12 protein-coding genes are annotated in these 18,567 nt (G+C 43.9%); 8 read left to right on the top strand and 4 right to left on the bottom strand.

The window, feature by feature from the left end; translation table 11 throughout:
- Positions 1-110: 110 nt before the first annotated feature.
- Entirely contained in the window at positions 111-401 is a 291-nt protein-coding gene (locus RB622_RS06115; protein ID WP_308045653.1) for an HU family DNA-binding protein, read from the top strand.
- Positions 402-497: 96 nt separating this feature from the next.
- Here the strand turns inward: RB622_RS06115 and RB622_RS06120 are convergent, their stop codons facing one another.
- Positions 498-1,103: an alpha-ketoglutarate-dependent dioxygenase AlkB gene (locus RB622_RS06120; RefSeq protein WP_308045654.1), complete on the bottom strand. Its 606-nt coding sequence runs from the start codon at positions 1,101-1,103 to the stop codon at positions 498-500.
- 304 nt (positions 1,104-1,407) lie between these two features.
- On the opposite strand from RB622_RS06120, the gene RB622_RS06125 reads away from it, so the two are divergent.
- The 7 genes from RB622_RS06125 (at position 1,408) to RB622_RS06155 (ending at position 14,862) form a co-directional block, all read left to right on the top strand.
- Entirely contained in the window at positions 1,408-2,127 is a 720-nt protein-coding gene (locus tag RB622_RS06125; RefSeq protein WP_308045655.1) for a sigma-70 family RNA polymerase sigma factor, read from the top strand.
- Between the two features lie 147 nt (positions 2,128-2,274).
- A complete protein-coding gene (locus RB622_RS06130) occupies positions 2,275-3,330 on the top strand; it encodes a FecR domain-containing protein (protein ID WP_308045656.1) in 1,056 nt (351 codons plus the stop codon).
- A gap of 157 nt (positions 3,331-3,487) precedes the next feature.
- On the top strand, positions 3,488-7,030 hold the full coding sequence (locus RB622_RS06135) for a TonB-dependent receptor (RefSeq protein ID WP_308045657.1): 3,543 nt from the start codon (positions 3,488-3,490) through the stop codon (positions 7,028-7,030).
- 18 nt (positions 7,031-7,048) lie between these two features.
- Positions 7,049-8,896: a RagB/SusD family nutrient uptake outer membrane protein gene (locus RB622_RS06140; RefSeq protein ID WP_308045658.1), complete on the top strand. Its 1,848-nt coding sequence runs from the start codon at positions 7,049-7,051 to the stop codon at positions 8,894-8,896.
- 24 nt (positions 8,897-8,920) lie between these two features.
- Complete coding sequence (locus RB622_RS06145) at positions 8,921-12,073, top strand: SusC/RagA family TonB-linked outer membrane protein (protein WP_308045659.1); 3,153 nt, start codon at positions 8,921-8,923, stop codon at positions 12,071-12,073.
- An 11-nt stretch (positions 12,074-12,084) separates the two neighbouring features.
- A complete protein-coding gene (locus tag RB622_RS06150; protein ID WP_308045660.1) occupies positions 12,085-13,884 on the top strand; it encodes a RagB/SusD family nutrient uptake outer membrane protein in 1,800 nt (599 codons plus the stop codon).
- Positions 13,885-13,899: 15 nt separating this feature from the next.
- The gene (locus RB622_RS06155) at positions 13,900-14,862 is read left to right on the top strand and encodes a DUF1735 domain-containing protein (RefSeq protein ID WP_308045661.1); all 963 of its coding nucleotides are present in this window, start codon (positions 13,900-13,902) and stop codon (positions 14,860-14,862) included.
- Between the two features lie 73 nt (positions 14,863-14,935).
- On the opposite strand, the gene RB622_RS06160 is transcribed toward RB622_RS06155, so the two are convergent.
- From RB622_RS06160 to RB622_RS06170, 3 genes are all read right to left on the bottom strand, one after another.
- Entirely contained in the window at positions 14,936-15,712 is a 777-nt protein-coding gene (locus tag RB622_RS06160; protein WP_308045662.1) for a hypothetical protein, read from the bottom strand.
- A gap of 194 nt (positions 15,713-15,906) precedes the next feature.
- Positions 15,907-16,509 carry a response regulator transcription factor gene (locus RB622_RS06165; RefSeq protein ID WP_308045663.1) on the bottom strand — a complete coding sequence of 201 codons (603 nt, stop codon included), beginning with the start codon at positions 16,507-16,509 and terminating at the stop codon, positions 15,907-15,909.
- Positions 16,510-16,909: 400 nt separating this feature from the next.
- A complete protein-coding gene (locus RB622_RS06170) occupies positions 16,910-18,265 on the bottom strand; it encodes an FGGY family carbohydrate kinase (RefSeq protein WP_308045664.1) in 1,356 nt (451 codons plus the stop codon).
- Positions 18,266-18,567: the final 302 nt, after the last annotated feature.

Raw genomic sequence — 18,567 nt, forward strand, 5'->3', positions numbered from 1 at the left:
TTATAACAAAACTTTCAACAAATTGTATAACATGCTTTGATTCAGCCATTTTCCTTTTTACCTTGTTTTAAAAGAGTATTCTTTCAGATTAAACAAGCCCGCTAAAATTTATGACAAAAGCAGATACGGTGGCGCAAATAGCCGATGCAACCGGAATTTCGAAGGAGGAAGTAGAAAAGGTTCTGGAATCATTTTTCATAACCGTTAAGAATTCAATGAGCGGAGGAGAAAATATTTACATCCGTGGTTTTGGTAGTTTTATTAACAAGGAAAGAGCCGAGAAAACAGCAAGGAATATTACATTGAAATCGACCGTGATTGTCCCGGCTCATGTTGTTCCACATTTCAAACCATCGAAAGAATTTGTTAACCAGGTGAAAGAAGGCAACAAGTTGACATAGACCAAATTCGAAGCAAAATTCAATTCATAATCCCGGAAATAATCTTTCCGGGATTATGTTTTTACAGCCTCAGGGCATTTTCCGGAAGACCTAATCCTACAATATTGTCCTGAAAGTCAGGTTGATGCGCCCGGCCACTTTTGTTGTTATTTTCGGAATCCGGTGTTCCCAGTTGCGCTGTAAATCCCCTTTCATGATCAGCAGGGAGCCATTTCCAAGGTACAGGGAATACTTCCGCCGGTGATCCGTTTTGTGTCGAAATTCAAAGTTCCTCCCCTGCCCCAGGCTCAATGAAGCAATATTAGGTCTTTCTCCGAGCTCCGCTTCATTGTCGCTATGCCACGCCACGGAGTCATTTTCGTCGCGGTAATAATTCAGCAATACGCTGTTAAAAGATAATCCGGTAGCACTTTCGATCCTTTCCTTAAGATACAAAAGTGCATCCGTCCAGAAAATCGGATCAAACCGGCTTCCGGAAAATGTATAGGATTTATTCTTATCGCCATACCACGCCGTCAGCCTGGGTGTCAGCAGCTGTTTTCCATACATCATAATAGCGGGCTGCTGCCAGGGAACTTCATTCATGAGCTTTTCCATGACCTCACGGCTTTCTTTCTCAGATAAAAACCCCGGATAATATTCCAGAAGATTCTCCGGAAACACCATTCCTTCATCCTGATCAAACAAGTGTAACTGATTCATAATCTGTTTTGGTCCTTATCTTCAAACAAAATACCCTCTTTCTAACGATGCGTCAGGAGTTTCCGCCCTGCTCTATTGCTAAACAATATTTGGCATCGAAAGTTGCAGCTAAAACGATGCTCATACGCCGATTTCGCCATTGAAATTTGGCCGAATAAGTAAACTTTATTTGAATTTTTCGGTAAAAACAATAAATATTTTAAGGGTAAGCGACGTATTTTTCGTCTCGGTTTTAGTCAACCCTGGGTGATATTTGTTTGGAATTAGTTAATGCAGCGAAGATTATTCCGAAAACTCAACAAAAATGGGAAATGAAGTAATTTTACCTGACGAACATTCAGAAAATTTAAAAACCGGGGTTTTTAAGGGTGATCCGCTATGGGATTCACTCAAAGAAGGAAGCAACAGCGCTTTTGAAAAAATATTCAGACTTTATTACCCTGCGCTGCTTAACTACGGTCTTCGATTTCATAAAGATGAGGAAGAAATCAAGGATTGTATCCAGATCCTTTTTCTGAATATCTGGGAAAGAAAACAGTTTCTGGCCGCATCCGAATCGGTTAAAAGTTATCTTCTCGCCTCTCTGCGGAGATTAATCCTGAAAAGAAAAAAACAGGAACCTTCTTTTGTAGAGCTGGATTCCGACGGATCCGACACCGACAAAGAATATTCCGGTTTTAATATCGAGTTATCGGTTGAAGTCAAAATAATTCAGGACCAGACACTCCGGGAAAATATTTCCATCCTGCAAAATGCCATACAAAACCTGCCCGATCGCCAGAAAGAAGCACTGTATCTGAAATTTTATAATGAGCAGTCTTTCGGTGATATAGCGGTGGTAATGAGCATCTCTACGAGAGCCGTTTACAAGCTGATTTACAAAGCATTGGATGCACTTAACCGTGAACTGGCACCGCAAACAAAGAATGTCCCTTTTGTCATCAGCATTTTTCTTTCGCTTCTTTTTTCAACGCCTCCCGAGCTTACCGCAAAGGCCGGACCGCTTGCTTCACTTTTAGAATAATTTATTTCATATAGTAACTGATTAATTATTAATCAGTTACAACATCTTTCGCATTATTTATAATAAATTCAAGAAAAAAAATAACAAACAGAGGGTCACTTAGCGATTGTTCGAGCTCTATTTGGATAAAGAACTAAGCTAACAAAAGTGGAAGAGCAGAAATACAAACATTTTAAATGTAACGATTTCGTGCTGGATGATGATTTCAGGGCATGGCTTGACGGCCAGGCACCGGAAAAAAATCACCTTTGGGAATCGTGGCTATTGGCCAATCCTGCGGGCAGGATCGAAGCCGAAAAAGCAAAAACGGTTATTTATGCACTTCAAATTAAAGGGAAAAAGCCCGAAACCGAGGACGTTGACCAGCAATGGAAAAGGCTTGAAACCGCTATGGCCACGGTTAAACCATTGACTTCTGAAAGCAAAGAGATCACCTACGGCAGAATTTTCACGGTTTTAAAATGGATGGCCGCGGCATCCATCGTATTGGCAGTCATTTTCGCAACGGACCGTTATCTGCTTTCGGGCCGGCATCATACCGCACTGGCACCTGTTGAGCAAAGATCAGACAATGGTCAGCAGCGCGACATCATACTTCCCGACGGTACGCGTGTTAAACTGAATGCGGGCTCTGTGGTGTCCTACCCTGCCCAATTTGCCGATAACCTTCGAGAGATTACGCTGACAGGAGAGGCATTTTTTCAGGTTGTGGCTATGAAAAATGCTCCTTTTATTATTCATACCGGTAAGGTCACTACCAAAGTGCTTGGCACCTCCTTTAACGTACGGGCTTATCCTGAAACGGACGACGTTCAGGTTGCCGTGGTAGAAGGGACGGTAAAAGTAAGCGCAGAGATTTCCTCTCTGAAACAAAAAAACAGTGTCTGTCTTACCAAAAGTGAGATGGCTACTTTCGAAAAAAAACGCCAGGCATTAACGATCAGTCCCTACGACGAGGCCGAGCAAATCGGATGGAAAGATGGTGTTTTATACCTCGAAAAATCCGATTTCGCCAGCACAATCATCAAACTTGAACGATGGTATGGTGTCAAAATCAACATTAACAAAGATTTGAAACCCGATCCAACGTGGCGATTCAGCGGAAGTTTCCACAACAAACCGTTGGGTTACATCCTCAACGTCATGCGTTACCCCAACCGCTTCTCTTATTCAATTCACGCAGACATTGTTAACATTCAATAATATTGAAAGAAATGGGTTCCGATACAAGCTAAAAAAACCGGTAATCAAATAGATTACCGGTTCAGTTGTGTGGCCTTACCGTGCATAAGAGTTGGCGCTCAATCAGGTTACGGTAAAGGCCAAGTGTAATGAATGTCAATTCAAAACCTTCAAAAATATGGAATTTAAACTACTACAACAAATTGTAGCAATGTCCAGGTATGCAGTAATCGGCATGGTTTTACAATGCCTGTTTGCCGGGCTCCTGTCAGCCACCGACAGTAGTGCCCAGGAACAGAGTATTGAAAAAATCTACATATCCATTAACCTCCGGGATGTTCCCCTGGAGGACGCCTTTGTTGTCATCAACGAAAAGACAAAATTCAATTTTCAGTACGATCAAAAGCTCGTTCAGGACAAAAAACTTGACCTGAACTTCGCCGAAGCAAGTATCGGAAAACTCTTGCGTCATATTTCCAGGGAAGCAAACCTAAGCTTTAGCAGGGTCAATGAAACGATCTACGTTTCTACTGCGAAAAAACAGACAGTAACCGAGACGATCAATACTGCCAGTACCGCAACAGCCTCGCTTTCCGGGAAATCGGATATGTCTGCATCTTCCGTTGAAGATTATCATGCTAACCATTTGAAACAGGTTGTTTCAAATGGACTTTCTGCCATGGCCATAACCCTATCTGGTGTCATAAAAGGTGATAACGGTGAAGTGCTTCCGGGTGTAAACGTAGTTGAAAAGGGTACGGTCAACGGGCTTTCCACGGATGTAGATGGAAAATATAAGATCACCGTTGCCGGCAACAGTTCTGTACTGGTTTATAGTTACATTGGTTATATCTCACAAGAAATTCAGGTGGGCGGAAGAAGGTCCATTGATATAAAACTGGTTTCGGAGAACAAGTCGCTTGAAGAGGTAGTGGTGGTCGGGTATGGTACCCAACGCAAGGAAAGTGTGGTCGGCGCGATTACCCAGGTTGACAACAAAGCACTGATGCGCTCGGGGACCTCGAACGTTACCAACGCCATAGCGGGTAAACTTTCAGGTGTTTTCACGATGCAGAAAAATGGTGAACCCGGAAATGATCACTCAGATATCGTCATCAGAGGCCTTTCAAGCTGGAACGGATCTCAGCCGCTTGTTATGGTTGATGGTGTGGAAAGAGATTTCAAAGACATGGACCCGAATGAAATTGCAACGATTTCGGTCCTTAAAGACGCCTCCGCGACAGCAGTTTTCGGTGCAAAAGGAGCGAACGGGGTTATTATCGTAACAACAAAAAGAGGGACGATCGGAAAACCAAAACTGGACTTCACCGCTTCCTATGGTCTGGCAAAGGCAACGCGGATACCCGATCACATCAGCTCTTACAGAACGATGTCAATGTACAATATTGCATTGATGAACGGACAGCAGTTTACTGACCTGATCCCTCAAAATGCACTGAATGAATATAAAAATCCGACGACTCCCCTCAACGGCCTTAGATATCCGGATGTGAACTGGTTTAAAGTCATGACAAAACCTTTCGCAGCCAACGCCAATGCCAATTTTAACGTATCCGGTGGCACCCATTTCATTAAATATTTTGCGTCCATCGGTTATGCGCACCAGGGAGACTTTTTCAAAGCATACAATGAAGGTTATGATGACACACGATATTGGTATAACCGTTTTAACTACCGTACCAATATTGATTTTAACCTGACGAAAAGCACCACATTATCGCTGAATGTCGGCGGTGAAACAGGCGTAAAAAACCAACCTAACGCCGCTCCATGGCGAAATCTTTATTCAACCGGCCCGTCACGTTATCCTGCTTACTTCCCCGCCTGGGTTCTTGATCAGGTTCCGGACCCGGATTATCCCAACGACCGAGGAGAGAGGCTGGTGATGAATTTCGGCGAATTTACCGGTAATCCGTACACATCCATGAACCAGGGTTCATTTAACCGATATCTGGAATCCAAGCTTTTCACCGACTTGATCCTCGATCAGAAGCTCGAAGGTGTTACAAAAGGATTATCAATGAGAGGCAAGGTTTCTATGAGTACCTATTACAAAAACAGGTCATTAACAGCCAGTTATTCCTTTCCTGAGTACCAATTGAATTATGATAAAATCGGAACAGAGGAAAATCCCTGGTTCCGAAATGGTCAGGGCAATGAAGTATTTCAGCAAAGTCCGCTGGATATCAACGTCGGAGAGCTGGAAGGCGGCTACTACAAAGATCTTTATTACGAGTTCTCGCTAAACTACAACCGCGCATTTGGAAAGCATAATGTGTCCGGACTGGCCTTGGTAAATCGCCAGCAAAAAGACAAAACCATTGAATTTCCCTATTACAACCAGGGACTTGTTAGCCGCGCCACCTATGATTATGCCGGAAAATACATGCTGGAAGTAAACGTGGGATACACCGGTTCGGAGCGGTTTGCACCGGGGAAACGTTACGGATTTTTCCCCTCCGGAGCCGCAGGGTGGCTTATCTCAGAGGAGAACTTCATGAAAAACCGTGCACCCTGGATCAGCAAACTCAAACTCCGTTATTCCGATGGAAAAGTCGGTAGCGACATCGCGGATAACCGGTGGCTATATCTAAGTGATTATTTTAAAGACAACGCAGGTTATATCCGCGAAGATCTTGGCCCAAACCTGTATTCTCAGTGGGAAGAAGCCAGAAAAAGAGATTTGGGAATTGAACTCGGACTTTGGAACGACAGCTTTACATTTAGTGTCGACTTTTTTGACGAGCAGCGTAAAAAAATGCTTCTTAACCCGCAAAGTGTAACCATGCTTGTGGGCAACTCGTTTAAAGAACTTAACCTGGGGAGATTAAAAAAACATGGCATCGAACTCGAAGCGGAGTACCGGAAAAATACAGCCATCGGGTTTAATTATTTTGTAAAAGGCATCTTTGGATTCAATGAAAACCGGATTCTTTTCAAGGACGATCTGCCCTATGCCTTCGATTATCAGAAAGCAGCAAACAAGCCACTGGGTGCTCAGCTGAGCGGTGTTGAATTGACAGGAACTGGCTATTTTACCTCCGTTGATGATATTCATAACAATGTTTCTCCTATTGATCTGAACAAACTGAACGTCGGAGATTACAAATACCTCGATTACAATTCGGATGGCAAGATCACGAATCTTGACAAATACCCTATTCCGGGTTCCGAGTATCCCTCCACAACTTATTCATTTTCGGCAGGGTTTTCCTACAAAAAGTTCGATTTCAACTTCATGCTTCAGGGCGTTGTAGGAAAATATGTCGAGTTCAATCAGCCATACGAAGTTGAATTTATCAAGGGCGACTGGCGCGTGCACGCTTCCCAGCTTGATTATTGGACACCCACAAACCCAGGTGCCGGACACGCAACGCTTCATTATTCCAACGGCGGTAGTACAGACAACCTTTTCTGGGGAGGCGGTGAAGCCGACAGAGGTTTCGACATTATGGTTAAAGACCGTTTCTGGAGAAATGCAAGTTTTCTTAAAGTAAGAGAAGTTTATGCGGCCTACAATTTCAGCTCCAAACTACTGAAAAGAGTCATTGGCACCTCTAACCTTGTCTTTTTCGTGACCGGAAATAACCTTTTCACTTTCACCAAACTCATTGAAGGTGACCCGGATAGCAAGGATTTCAACCAGGGATTCTATCCACAGATGTCCAGTATTAAGTTCGCCATTAAAGCGGCATTTTAAATGCTAAATCTCATTACAATGAAAAAATATATTTCGATACTGCTGTCAACGGCAATGCTCGGTTTGGTACTGACTTCCTGCGTGGAAGATTACCTGAACAAAGCCCCGGAATCAGGTCTGACAACCGAAGACGTATTCTCTAAATACGAAAACTTCAAAAAGTTTTTCGACTCCATTTACGAGGGCAATAAAAAAGACGGTGATACCTGGCGGGCCTATAATATAAAAAATGGTTATCCGCTTTATTTCGAATTCTGGGATCAAAAATACACCTTGGAGTCGCTCACAGACATGAGCGACATGGGGCGTGTGATGGACGCGCAGGTTATAAAAAGCGGCCAGATCTCAGCAATCATCAATAAAATGACCTACGATCCGCAGAGACGCCCGATTCTGGGTTCAATGTTTTCCATCATCAGGATCTGTAATATTACTTTGAAAAACATTGGTGCGCTCAAAGATGTAAATCAGGTGGATATCAATGATTTTAAAGGTCAGGCGCATTTTATCCGCGCATTTGCACATTTTGAGCTGTTCCGTCTCTGGGGCCCTATGCCTTATTTGAATACGGTGATCGGCCCGGATGATGCATGGGATATTGCAAGGTTATCCAAACACGAAACCCTTGTACGTATTGCAGCGGATATGGATAGTGCCGCAACCTTTTTTGCCCAGGCTGACCTGATGCGCAGAGATCCGGGACCAGGCGTGGCAGGGCATTTAAATAATCCCGAGCAAAAACGGCCAACGGGTGTTGCAGCCAAAGCATACAAGGCACGCGCACTTTTGTATGCTGCTAGTCCGCTCAACAACGAACGGGGCGCAGCCGATTGGGAAGAAGCTGCCAAGGCAAACTGGGAAGCTATCCAGATCGCCGAGAAAAGCGGATACGATCTGCTGTCTCTGGCAGATTACAAGAAAAATTACATCGGAACCACCTATTCCAACGAGCAGCTATGGGCCTGGTATGCAGGAACAAAAGCGTACAACGCGGGGGATCTCAATACCCAGATGAATGGTGTTTTCGGAGGCGGCAAAACGGGTTGGTCGGGTGAATGCCCCACACAAAATACCGTTGATAAATTTGAAACGAAATGGGGCGAACCACTCAATACCGCTGCTGACAGACAAGCTGCCGCCGCTGCCGGCCATTACAATGAACAGGATCCTTACAAAGACCGTGACCCAAGATTCTATATCGATATTATTTATAACACGGCCCCCATTCCTGGTTACTCAACGGCAAAAATTTACTACGAGACCAACAACGGTGCCGCCGTTTACGCCCAGCTTTTGGATCCGTCCTATGCAGGCATTACACGTACAGGTTACTATGAAAGAAAAACCTGGGGAGAGCAAAGTGTAAACAACAAAACGACGCCGCAGTATACTGACCCGCTGATCAGGCTCGGAGAGTTATATCTGAATTATGCCGAGGCCGCCAATGAAGCTTATGGTCCAAATGGTATGGCTCCCGGAGCCACCGCTTCCGCTTTACAGGCATTGAACAAAATAAGGACCCGAGCGGGAATGCCTAATGTACTTCAGGCTTATAGTCTCTCAAAAGACAAGTTACGTGAGCGGATCAAAAATGAACGTACCATTGAATTATGCTTTGAAGGCAGCCACTATTACCACGACATACGCCGCTGGAAAGACGCTCCGCAAGTAATGGGCGGGCCTTTGTACCGTGTGGATATTGAGAAAGTTCCGGTAAGTACCACCTACCCGACGGGTTATAAATATACCCGCATGCCCATGTCCGCTGATCGCCAGACACGGTGGAAAGACGCCATGTATTACCTGCCGTTTAATACGGAAGACATGTACAAGATGAAAAACTTTGTTTCCAATGAATTGTGGTAGACCAAACATTCCGAACTGACAATCATGAAATTATCTACATTTCACACCCATTATATCCTTTTCAGTTTATGCCTGCTCTGCCTTTTTAAAAGTACGGTTATGCAAGCGCAGGAGGAAAAAAAACAAAAACCTGTTACTGTCAATCTGAAAGTGACGGATGAAAAAGGTGACCCGATTCCCGAGGCCATGATCATTGTAGGCGAAGGAACCATTTATGCACAAACCAATGCAAGCGGCGATTTTGATTTTGAAGCATTGCCGGAAGATTTCGTATCCATATCCTCTTATGGGTACAGTAAATCCGTTTTTCTTGTTAATGACATCATCACAAACAGCGTGATAACGCTTAAAAAGGCAAAACCATTTGCCACTTCGGAGGACGTCATACCGATGCCATTTATGGATATCAAAAAGAGATTTGCAACGGGAAGTTATCAAACGCTTAAAACGAGTGATCTTGAAAAATACCCGACCAATGATCTTCGCAACGCTTTCTCAGGGCTTATCAACGGTCTGGAAGTGATTGAAAGAGATGGTTCCCCAGGATTGAACGCAGAAGAACAGCTGGGCAATTTCCGGGTTACCGAAAAAATCGGATTGTCGGTAAGAGGCCGCAGCCCGATTTTCGTGATCGATGATATTCCGACCGATATCACCGAAATGCCTATCGACCCTCAGGAAATCGAATCAGTTACAGTCATCAAGGATATCGTTGGAAAGGCCATGCTGGGTCCCCGGGGCGCTGACGGCATTATTTATATCAAAACAAGGCGAGGGAAGGTCAACGAAAGGGTTTTGAATGTAAACGCCGAAGAGGGCGTGAGTCTCATCGATCGTTTCCCAGGCTGGGCATCCGGCACGGATTATGCAAAACTTAACAATCTGGCAAGAAGTAACAGCGGCCTGGCGCCTCTTTACAACGAATCAGATATGGGTGCCTACGCCAAAAACGACCCTTATGATATGTATCATCCCAATGTCGATTTTCGTAAAATGATGCTCAAAAATTCGAAATCATTCAGACGGGTAAATGTGTCATCAAGCGGTGGAAATGAAACGGTGCAGTATCATGCTTATTTAGGATACAACGGAGAAGGTGATATTTACAAAATTGGGGCAAAATCGGATTACAACCGTATTAATGTCCGTTCCAATATCGACGTTAAAATAAATGAGCTTATTAAAATAAAATTTGATTTCTTCGGCGGGCTCAGTCTGCGTCGGTCTGCTAATTATGGCTACAACGCCAATTTCACCAGCGACGACGGCAATACCAATACCGCCCTGGATCTTATAGAATTTAATTCGGCCATTAACGATATCACCAATACGCCGCCCATCGCATTTCCCGTCTACGCCGCCTTTGGTGATAACCCGGTCGCACCCTGGTATGGTGTAAGCTCAAACTACAAAACCAATCCGATTGGAAACCTCATGCACAATGGATACTACACCGAAACCGGCAGAACGGGTGCATCCAATATCACTTTTCAATATGATATGAAGGAACTTGTTCCCGGTTTGAAATCCAATACTTATGTCGGATTCAACGTATTCAACAGCCTGCGTATCGGGAAGGCGGAAGATTACATTGCGTACATCCCAACACCTTCAAAAACGGCTGCCGGGCTGGACACGATCAAACTCGCCAAAGTACATGACGGTGTGGATATGCCCGGACAGACCAAACTCCATGATTATTACTCCCAGCGTTTTGTGGTCTATGAAAACCTTACCTATGACAAAAGCTGGGATATTCACAGTGTCCAGGCGGGACTTACCTACTATATAGGGAAATCGTCTAGAAATGGCATAGAAGAACCGCAGCGTCAGCAGAACGTTATCCTGACCGGATCTTATTCATTTAAAGACAAATACATCTTCCAAGGGGTACTTAACTATGCCGGAACGTATAGCTTTGCCAAAGACAAACGATACGCCATGTTCCCTTCCGCTGGCCTTGGCTGGGTGATTTCAGAGGAAAATTTCATGTCCGGATTAAAGGCGGTAAATTTCCTCAAACTGCGTGTGGAAGCTGGAGTAATCGGTTATGAAAGCTTCCTGCCACCTTTTTATGACCTTGATCGCTGGGGTGTCAATTCGACAGGCTCTCCTTTTGGACCCTATTCAACGGGGCAATGGTTTGGCAGCAATACGGACAATGCCGTTTACAGAACCTCCCCGAGCCGGATCGGAAATCCCAACCTGACCTGGGAAAAACGCAAAGAATTCAGCATCGGCGCTGACGCCTTGTTATTTAAGAGGAAACTTTCGGTTGAGATCAATTATTTCAATAACCTGCGGGACGGAATGGTGTCGCAGCTGGCCAATACCGTTCCACTTGTAGCGGGAATTTCAGGCTCCAGGCCATGGTTTAACTATAACAAAATCAAATACATCGGGCTGGAAACTGGTTTACAATATTCCGACAGGATCGGCGAGTTCAGGTTTTCGATCGGCGCCAATGCCACTTATCAAAACAGTAAGATCCTGAAATACGATGAGCCTGATTTCCGCTACGATTATCAGACACGTCTTGGCGCCCCGATCGATTCCTACTGGGGGCAAACGTATGTTGGAAACTTCGCAACAGAAGCGGAAACCAAGCTGGTTCCTCAGATCTATGATGAAGCTTTGATGGCCGGCGATTTGAAATATGAGGATAAAAACCGCGACGGCGTGGTCGATGACAATGACCAGAGCGAGATTGGCAATGTTACGCCAAGGCTGATCTATGCGCTGAACATCCGGTTGAATTTCCGAAATATTGAATTAACTGCCATCGGAAACGGACGTGCTTTTTACGACATCCCGATGACCAACAAATATTTCTGGAACGGCTGGGGTGACAATAATTACTCTGATTTTGCAAAGGATAATATCAACGGCGCCTATCCGAGAATGACCTATTACAAAGTCAACAACAACTTTATAGGCTCAAATTTCTGGCTTCGTGACGGTGGGTATTTCAAGATCCAGAATGTAGAACTGGCCTACAACGTACCCGTAAGACCCGGAAACATTATCTCATCCAGAGGGATCCGTCTGTACGTCAGAGGAGCTAACCTCTGGACATTCTCAAAGATAAAAGACGTGGACCCTGAGTCAATTAACTCGGGTGTGACAGTCTATCCCTTGTTCAAAACATTTTCGGCAGGTGTTAAACTAACATTTTAACTAAGGACTTTATGGATTTTAAAATGATCAATATAAAAAGTATCTTCTCCATCCTGTTGCTCGCCGGGTTTTTCACCTCCTGTGTCGATTATCTGGAACCTTATCCAAACGGGAACCGGACCACGGAAGATGTCTGGAAATTTCAGGATATGGTGCAGGGCCTTGTGGGGCAATGTTATGACAACATGCCCCGAAACTACAACGACAACGAAGGCGTTTACCTGGACGGAGCAACCGATGATGTGGTGATTACGAGTACAACCAATGCGATAAGCCGTCTCGCGGTGGGGGCGTTACCTACAAGCATGGATCCTTTCCGAACGTACTGGGACCGAGATTATCGTTCCATATATCTGGTAAACCTTTTCCTGAAAGACCGTCGCGGTTATAATACCAAGTTTCTCGTCAACAGTCATCTGGACAGCCTGGTTAAAAACCGCCTTCAGGGAGAGGCCTTTGCTTTGCGCGCCTGGTTTCAGTGGGATCTGCTTCAAAAATTTGGCGGAAAAGGCATGAATGGCCAGCTCCTGGGCTTCCCGATCGTACTAGAACCGATTGATATTAAGGAACAAACCAACCTGGCGCGTAACACGTATGACGAATGTGTGAAGCAAATCATCGCAGATTGCGATTCGGCTTACAAGTATCTCCCCCTTGCCCACCGCGATTTTCTTGTGCCAAACGTTAACGATCGTGCATATGCGGGCGGACGCTACTGGGGCCGTTTTGACGGCATCACCACCCGTGCGATTAAAGCATTGGTTTATCTGACCTGGGCCAGTCCACGTTTCAATCCCGGAAATGATATCACGCGTTGGGATCTGGCGGCAAAAAACGCAAAGGAGGTAATGGATTTCAAGATGAAAACCGATGCAGTCACCAACGGATTTAATGTCAACAAGGCTACGAACTGGTTTGACCCCAATTTTGGCGGAATTATATTTTCGGCCCGTTATAACAATGCCAACGACGCCATGGAAAGAATGTATTATCCTGGCGGTTTTCAGGGAACGGGATCTGTCGGGGCAACGCAGGAGTTTGTCGATGCTTTCCCGATGAAAAACGGATATCCGATTTCGGATCCAAGGAGTTTGTACGATCCTTCCAAACCTTATGAAAACCGTGATCCGAGATTTTACGCCACCATTTTTCACAACAATGCCAGGGCGGTAAAAATCAACACCAGTACGACGATGTACACGTTCGAAAACTGGCTAAACGGAAAGGATGCGGCTGGTCCGGCTGTAAACAGCAGAACCAATTATCATATCAAAAAAATGGTATTTATGGGACTCAACTGGTCGGATAATTCGATCAACAGGCAGCCTCACGCAAAGTTTTTCATTTATTGGGCGCAAATGTGCCTGACTTTTGCAGAAGCCGCAAACCAGGTTGAAGGTCCCGAAGGAGCAAAATACGGACTATCGGCCAAAGATGCCATGGCTTATTTAAGAAAGAAAGACAATACCGACGGCGGAAAGGGTTTTACAACCGACCCTTATCTTACCGAAGTGGCTTCATTAGGAAAGGCTCCATTTAATGGGTTTATCAAAAACGAGAGAAGACTTGAAACTTGCTTCGAGGGAAGTCGCTTTTATGATCTCCGCCGTTGGACAACCGATCTTGCATCACTGAACAAGCCGGTTCATATGGCGAAAATCCAGAAAAATGCTGACGGAACTTTTACCTACAACCTGGACCAGGTCGTAGAAGTACGCGCTTATTCATCGGCCTACCTGCCTATCCCGTACGACGAAATGCTTAGAATGAGTAATCTGGTTCAAAATGAAGGTTGGGACGCCTGGAAATAATTAATTATAAAATCTATGAAAAAGATAATAACGGTAATACTGCTGCTTTCGGTTCTGATGACGTCCTGTTACAAGGACTATATCGAAGACTTCGATTACACCGCCATTTACTTCATGTACCAAACCAATGTGCGCACGTTTGTAGTCGGTGAAGGCATGAAAATAGAAGTTGGTGCAGCCCTGAGTGGTGTCAGGGAAAACACCAGCGATCGGATCGTCAATTTTGATATGGACGCCAAACTCATCAATGCAGGTATTCTGGCGGTAATGAAAGCCGGTGCAGGCTATATCAAAGAAGCCGTGGGGTCGGTTGACACCCTGAAAGTGATACCGGCAAGTTATTTTACCATTTCCGATCAGAGCCAGATGGTCATTAAAAAGGGAAATCATTCGGGGACGGTCGTTATCAAGGCCGATTCTGCCAAATTTTTAAAGGACATTGCCACTGTAAAACCAGTATATGCGATTCCGTTTTACATTGCTTCGGCAGATGCAGATTCGATTCCGAAGGAAAAACGTTATACCATAATTGCATTGAAATATGAGAACATGCTGTTTGGGAATTACTGGCATGGAGGTGTTACCACGGTGAAAGATTCCGATGGAAAAGTCGTAAAAACGATAAAATATTTCACCACGATACCTTCTCCGGAAAGTAAGATTGTAACCCTTAAAACCATAGCACCGAATACCCTGGTGACCAATAAAATCAGCGACCAGCCGGGTTCAATGAAAATAACCCTGAACGGAGGAAATGTCACGATCAGCAAGGCAGATGGCTCCGGCGTGGATGTTATTCCCGATGGAGCCAGCATTTTCAATCAGGCTAGGCTTCTTCAGGAAAGAAAGATTGTTTTGAAATATAAATTTGCCAATGCGGATGGAACAACTTCATTTGCGCAGGATACGCTGACCTTCCGCAACCGGATCCGGGATGGTGTCAATGAATGGCAGGACGAGAATCTGTCACATTACTAAAAACCACTACTTTTCGCTGTCAGGAAAGGCCTGACAGCGAAAAGTAAACCAATCCTCAACATGCTGTAATGTATTAATAATAGTATTTTACAAATCCGGCCATCATCGAGCAAACCAGCGGATTATTCACTTTTGTCTCTTCGGTCGACAACCGTCCCTGCCCATCATAACGCTTTTCAATCAATGCAATCTGACCGTCCCAGGCCGGTAAATACTCGCTGATCTGGCGGCGATTTCCAGAAAATTTGTGCTCAAAAACCCGGAAGACCTCGCCTTTGTCGTTATACCAGGTTTCCCGGTTCAGGATGTTATTGGCATAAGAATACACAACTTCGTTCATCAGCTTATTCTGGTCGCTGAAATACTTTTGTCCAATCTTTTTACCGCCCTTAAATTCGTACACTATCACATTTGCCAATGTTCGCTCATCTGCCGCATTCTCGCGATAGTAATACGCTTTCTCCGTTTTTAAAACACCATTTTCGTATTCATATTCCAGCTCCCTTCCGGCTTTCCACTCCTTTGCAGCATTTTTAAAATAATAGGTGTGAAGGATCCGCTGGCCACCAGCATTATAAATTTGCTCCTGATACGTCACGAGTTCCTTCTTGCCCATATAAAACTGATAACCATCAATCCGGGAAAGTTTACCCTCCGCATTATAGCTAAAATGCTCTTCTGTATTAATTTCATTGGATTTATCAGCCGCTGTGGCATACGTTTTTTTTACTACGCGAGCCTCGTCATCGTAAGCAATAACACCAGGCTCCACCCCGAAATCGTCAGAACGATCTGGCTTACAGGCAGCCAGTGACATACCAAGCAGTAACACATGTAGTATCTTTTTCATTAGCATGAGGTTTGGTTTTAAGCATGACACGTTTATAAATAAAAACGTTGGAAACCTGATACATACAAAATTAAGACCGGTGTGCAGAAAATGTATTTGTAACAAAGTCCAGCCTTTACCGGGATTTGATATTCCTGATAAAGGCTGGACTTAATACCAATTAAAAAAATATTCAAATTCCCTGTTGGAGAATTTTACCCAACCCTGTTGACTTTGCCCATTAAATCGACCACGTTACTCACCTCCATCTTCTGGTACATTTTAAGTTTGACGGTACTGATCGTTGAAGGCGCAAGATTCAGTTCCTTGCAAATTTGAGTAGTCCGGAAGCCCTTTAAAAGCAAGTGCATCACCTCTGTTTCCCTCGGAGAAAGCGAGCTCACCTTTTTGCTTCTACGCCGACGAACAACCCGGGTGCTGACTGCATATTTCCGTCCTGTCAATACCGTATCGAAGGCGGATTGAAATTCGTACTTACTCATGGACTTAAGAAGAACACCATCGACACCCTTTTTCAAATAAGTGTAAGCAAGTACCTTTTCATTGTCTTCACTTATAATCAGAATCTTTATTTGGGGCTGGATCAGGCGAATACCATCCAGAACACTGGGATTAAACAGCTCTGATAAGCTAACTTCCACGATCAGCAAATCAAAATATGACTTTTGCAGACTGTCCGATACGTTTTGCAAGCTGTTTATTTCCTCGATATAGGCATTTCCGGCGTATTCCCTAACGGATGCCGCGATTCCCATTCGAAAAAAGTCATTTTTAATGGATAGTAATATTCTGGTCATTTTTGTAGAGGGTTTTTTAACGTATTATCTGTAAAGTAAATTCTAATTAAAAGCAATCGGGATTAGCCCAATCCATATCGATTTCAGGTTTGTCCAAAGCTCTCACGGTGCTTCCAGCGACACAACGTATATTAAGTTTTGTTTTCGGTCAAATGTACGGTGACTAATATCAATAACCCGTAGAGATTTAAAGTATTTTTCATAGAATTATATCTATTCCATTTTCTAAAAATGCTCGTAAACCAGGGTGTGATTGGCGTAAAATACCGGACCAGCGTAGATGTGGATCCCAATGTAATGCACAGGGAACCGGAAAAGGCGTTTGGCATTTAGACCAAAAGCTCCCAGGACTGCCAACGTTAAATCATTGGTCCCGGGAGCCGTTTTTAAATACATTCATTTACAAATGTCTGTAAAACTTCAAATCGATCAGGTTATTGGCAATTGGCTTGGTGTTCCAGTCTTTGTGAATGGCCAATGCAGCCCCCAGAGAGCTTGCCTGTGCAACGGACGCGGCATACACTTCAAGCTCAGGAAAGGATTCTGCCAGCAAATTCATAAAAATCGGATTTTTACTAAACCCGCCATCAACAAATATCTTTTGCACCGGACTGTTGTAGATAACCAGCTCTGTGGAAATAATCTGTTGGTTTATAATATCGAGTAACAATTGATGATATGCAATTTCGTAAGTCTGAAACTGAGCCAGCGCTCTGTTTTTAAACGCCGACTCCTGAAGGATCTGGTATTTATCTACCGCTACGTCATTACGCTCTTCTTTTAGCGCATCGATCAGCGTTTTGTCATAAGCGACATTTTTATAATAATCAGCCGGAACCTGGAAATGGTCAGCCAATCTTTTCGTCTGAATTTCGTGCTCATTACCTGCAAATAATCTGGCGGCTTTTACAGGTTTTGCTTTGTAATCGAGATAACAAAGGCAGTCGTACTGAATTTCCTCAAATGTCAGCGGGGTTGCGTTAAACGGGTTTAACGAGATAGACCATGTCCCGGTTGATATCAATAAAAACGGTTCTTTAAAATTAATCAGGTACGGAATCAATGCCGAAGAGCTGTCATGCAAGCCTGCACCCGCCGCTATTCCATCCGACAACTGAATACTTTCCTCGGCCGAACGAAGGACAGGTAATTTATTTACTATTTTTTCATTGGTTACCCATTCATGGTATTTCATTTTTGTAAAATCCCACAAATTCGTGTGACATCCTATGCTGGTATGGTCTGCATAATATTGACCGGTAAACAAAAAGCTCAGATATTGGGGCAGGTGAAGGCTATGATTAATCCGGTCAAACAACGCCGGCCTTTCTTCCTTGATCCTGAAAATCTGCATTCCGGAATTCAAACTTCCCAGTACTGGCGAGGCAGAAATCATCGCAAAAGCCTCTTCTCCCCCATACTTTTGATAAAACTTTTCTTTAAGTTTTTCAGGATAGGATTTCAGATAATTGTAGAGCGGCGTAAGCACTTCACCATCAGCGCCAATATGCACCATACTGGCACCATAAGTACTGAAATTAACGGCTTTAATCGTATAACCTTTCTGACTTTTTGCTTCATCCCAGCAAGCCAGGACCCATTTTGTCAACAGGTCAACATCCTCGCAGGCGTCCCCATCTTCATCTGCCGTTTCGGGGAAATTTGTAGATTTTTGCCAGACAATCCGATAATCTTCGTCGAAAATAAATGCTTTCTTATTTGTTTTTCCAATATCAAAAATGACAACGACATTCATTAAAAACCTGTTTTAAAATAGAGAATTGAAACCCAATGATTTGAAATTTGTCCAAGGGGTTTCAAGTTAGCAAGTCGACGCCAATTTTGTCTGATATTTTGAAAAAATTCTATTTTAAATTGTTTTAATAAGTCCTCTTAGGTAGCTGTTGGCAATTAGCTCTATGCGATTAGCTCAGTAACCGGATGATTAATAACATATTATAAAAACCAATAATATGAATCAATTTTTCACTACTACTTATAACCCAAACTGGTGCTTTTGGATAGAAAAATATCCAAAAGCACCAGTCTGTCTATTTA

Origin of the sequence: Dyadobacter sp. LHD-138 (genome assembly GCF_030929615.1) — a bacterium.
Classification (GTDB): Bacteria; Bacteroidota; Bacteroidia; order Cytophagales; family Spirosomataceae; genus Dyadobacter.

What these genes read in the sequence shown, in the direction of transcription:
- RB622_RS06115 (WP_308045653.1), top strand. Translation starts at nt 111, where the DNA reads ATGACAAAAGCAGATACGGTGGCGCAAATAGCCGATGCAACCGGAATT.
- RB622_RS06120 (WP_308045654.1), bottom strand. Translation starts at nt 1,103, where the DNA reads ATGAATCAGTTACACTTGTTTGATCAGGATGAAGGAATGGTGTTTCCG.
- RB622_RS06125 (WP_308045655.1), top strand. Translation starts at nt 1,408, where the DNA reads ATGGGAAATGAAGTAATTTTACCTGACGAACATTCAGAAAATTTAAAA.
- RB622_RS06135 (WP_308045657.1), top strand. Translation starts at nt 3,488, where the DNA reads ATGGAATTTAAACTACTACAACAAATTGTAGCAATGTCCAGGTATGCA.
- RB622_RS06140 (WP_308045658.1), top strand. Translation starts at nt 7,049, where the DNA reads ATGAAAAAATATATTTCGATACTGCTGTCAACGGCAATGCTCGGTTTG.
- RB622_RS06145 (WP_308045659.1), top strand. Translation starts at nt 8,921, where the DNA reads ATGAAATTATCTACATTTCACACCCATTATATCCTTTTCAGTTTATGC.
- RB622_RS06150 (WP_308045660.1), top strand. Translation starts at nt 12,085, where the DNA reads ATGGATTTTAAAATGATCAATATAAAAAGTATCTTCTCCATCCTGTTG.
- RB622_RS06155 (WP_308045661.1), top strand. Translation starts at nt 13,900, where the DNA reads ATGAAAAAGATAATAACGGTAATACTGCTGCTTTCGGTTCTGATGACG.
- RB622_RS06160 (WP_308045662.1), bottom strand. Translation starts at nt 15,712, where the DNA reads ATGAAAAAGATACTACATGTGTTACTGCTTGGTATGTCACTGGCTGCC.
- RB622_RS06165 (WP_308045663.1), bottom strand. Translation starts at nt 16,509, where the DNA reads ATGACCAGAATATTACTATCCATTAAAAATGACTTTTTTCGAATGGGA.
- RB622_RS06170 (WP_308045664.1), bottom strand. Translation starts at nt 18,265, where the DNA reads ATGAATGTCGTTGTCATTTTTGATATTGGAAAAACAAATAAGAAAGCA.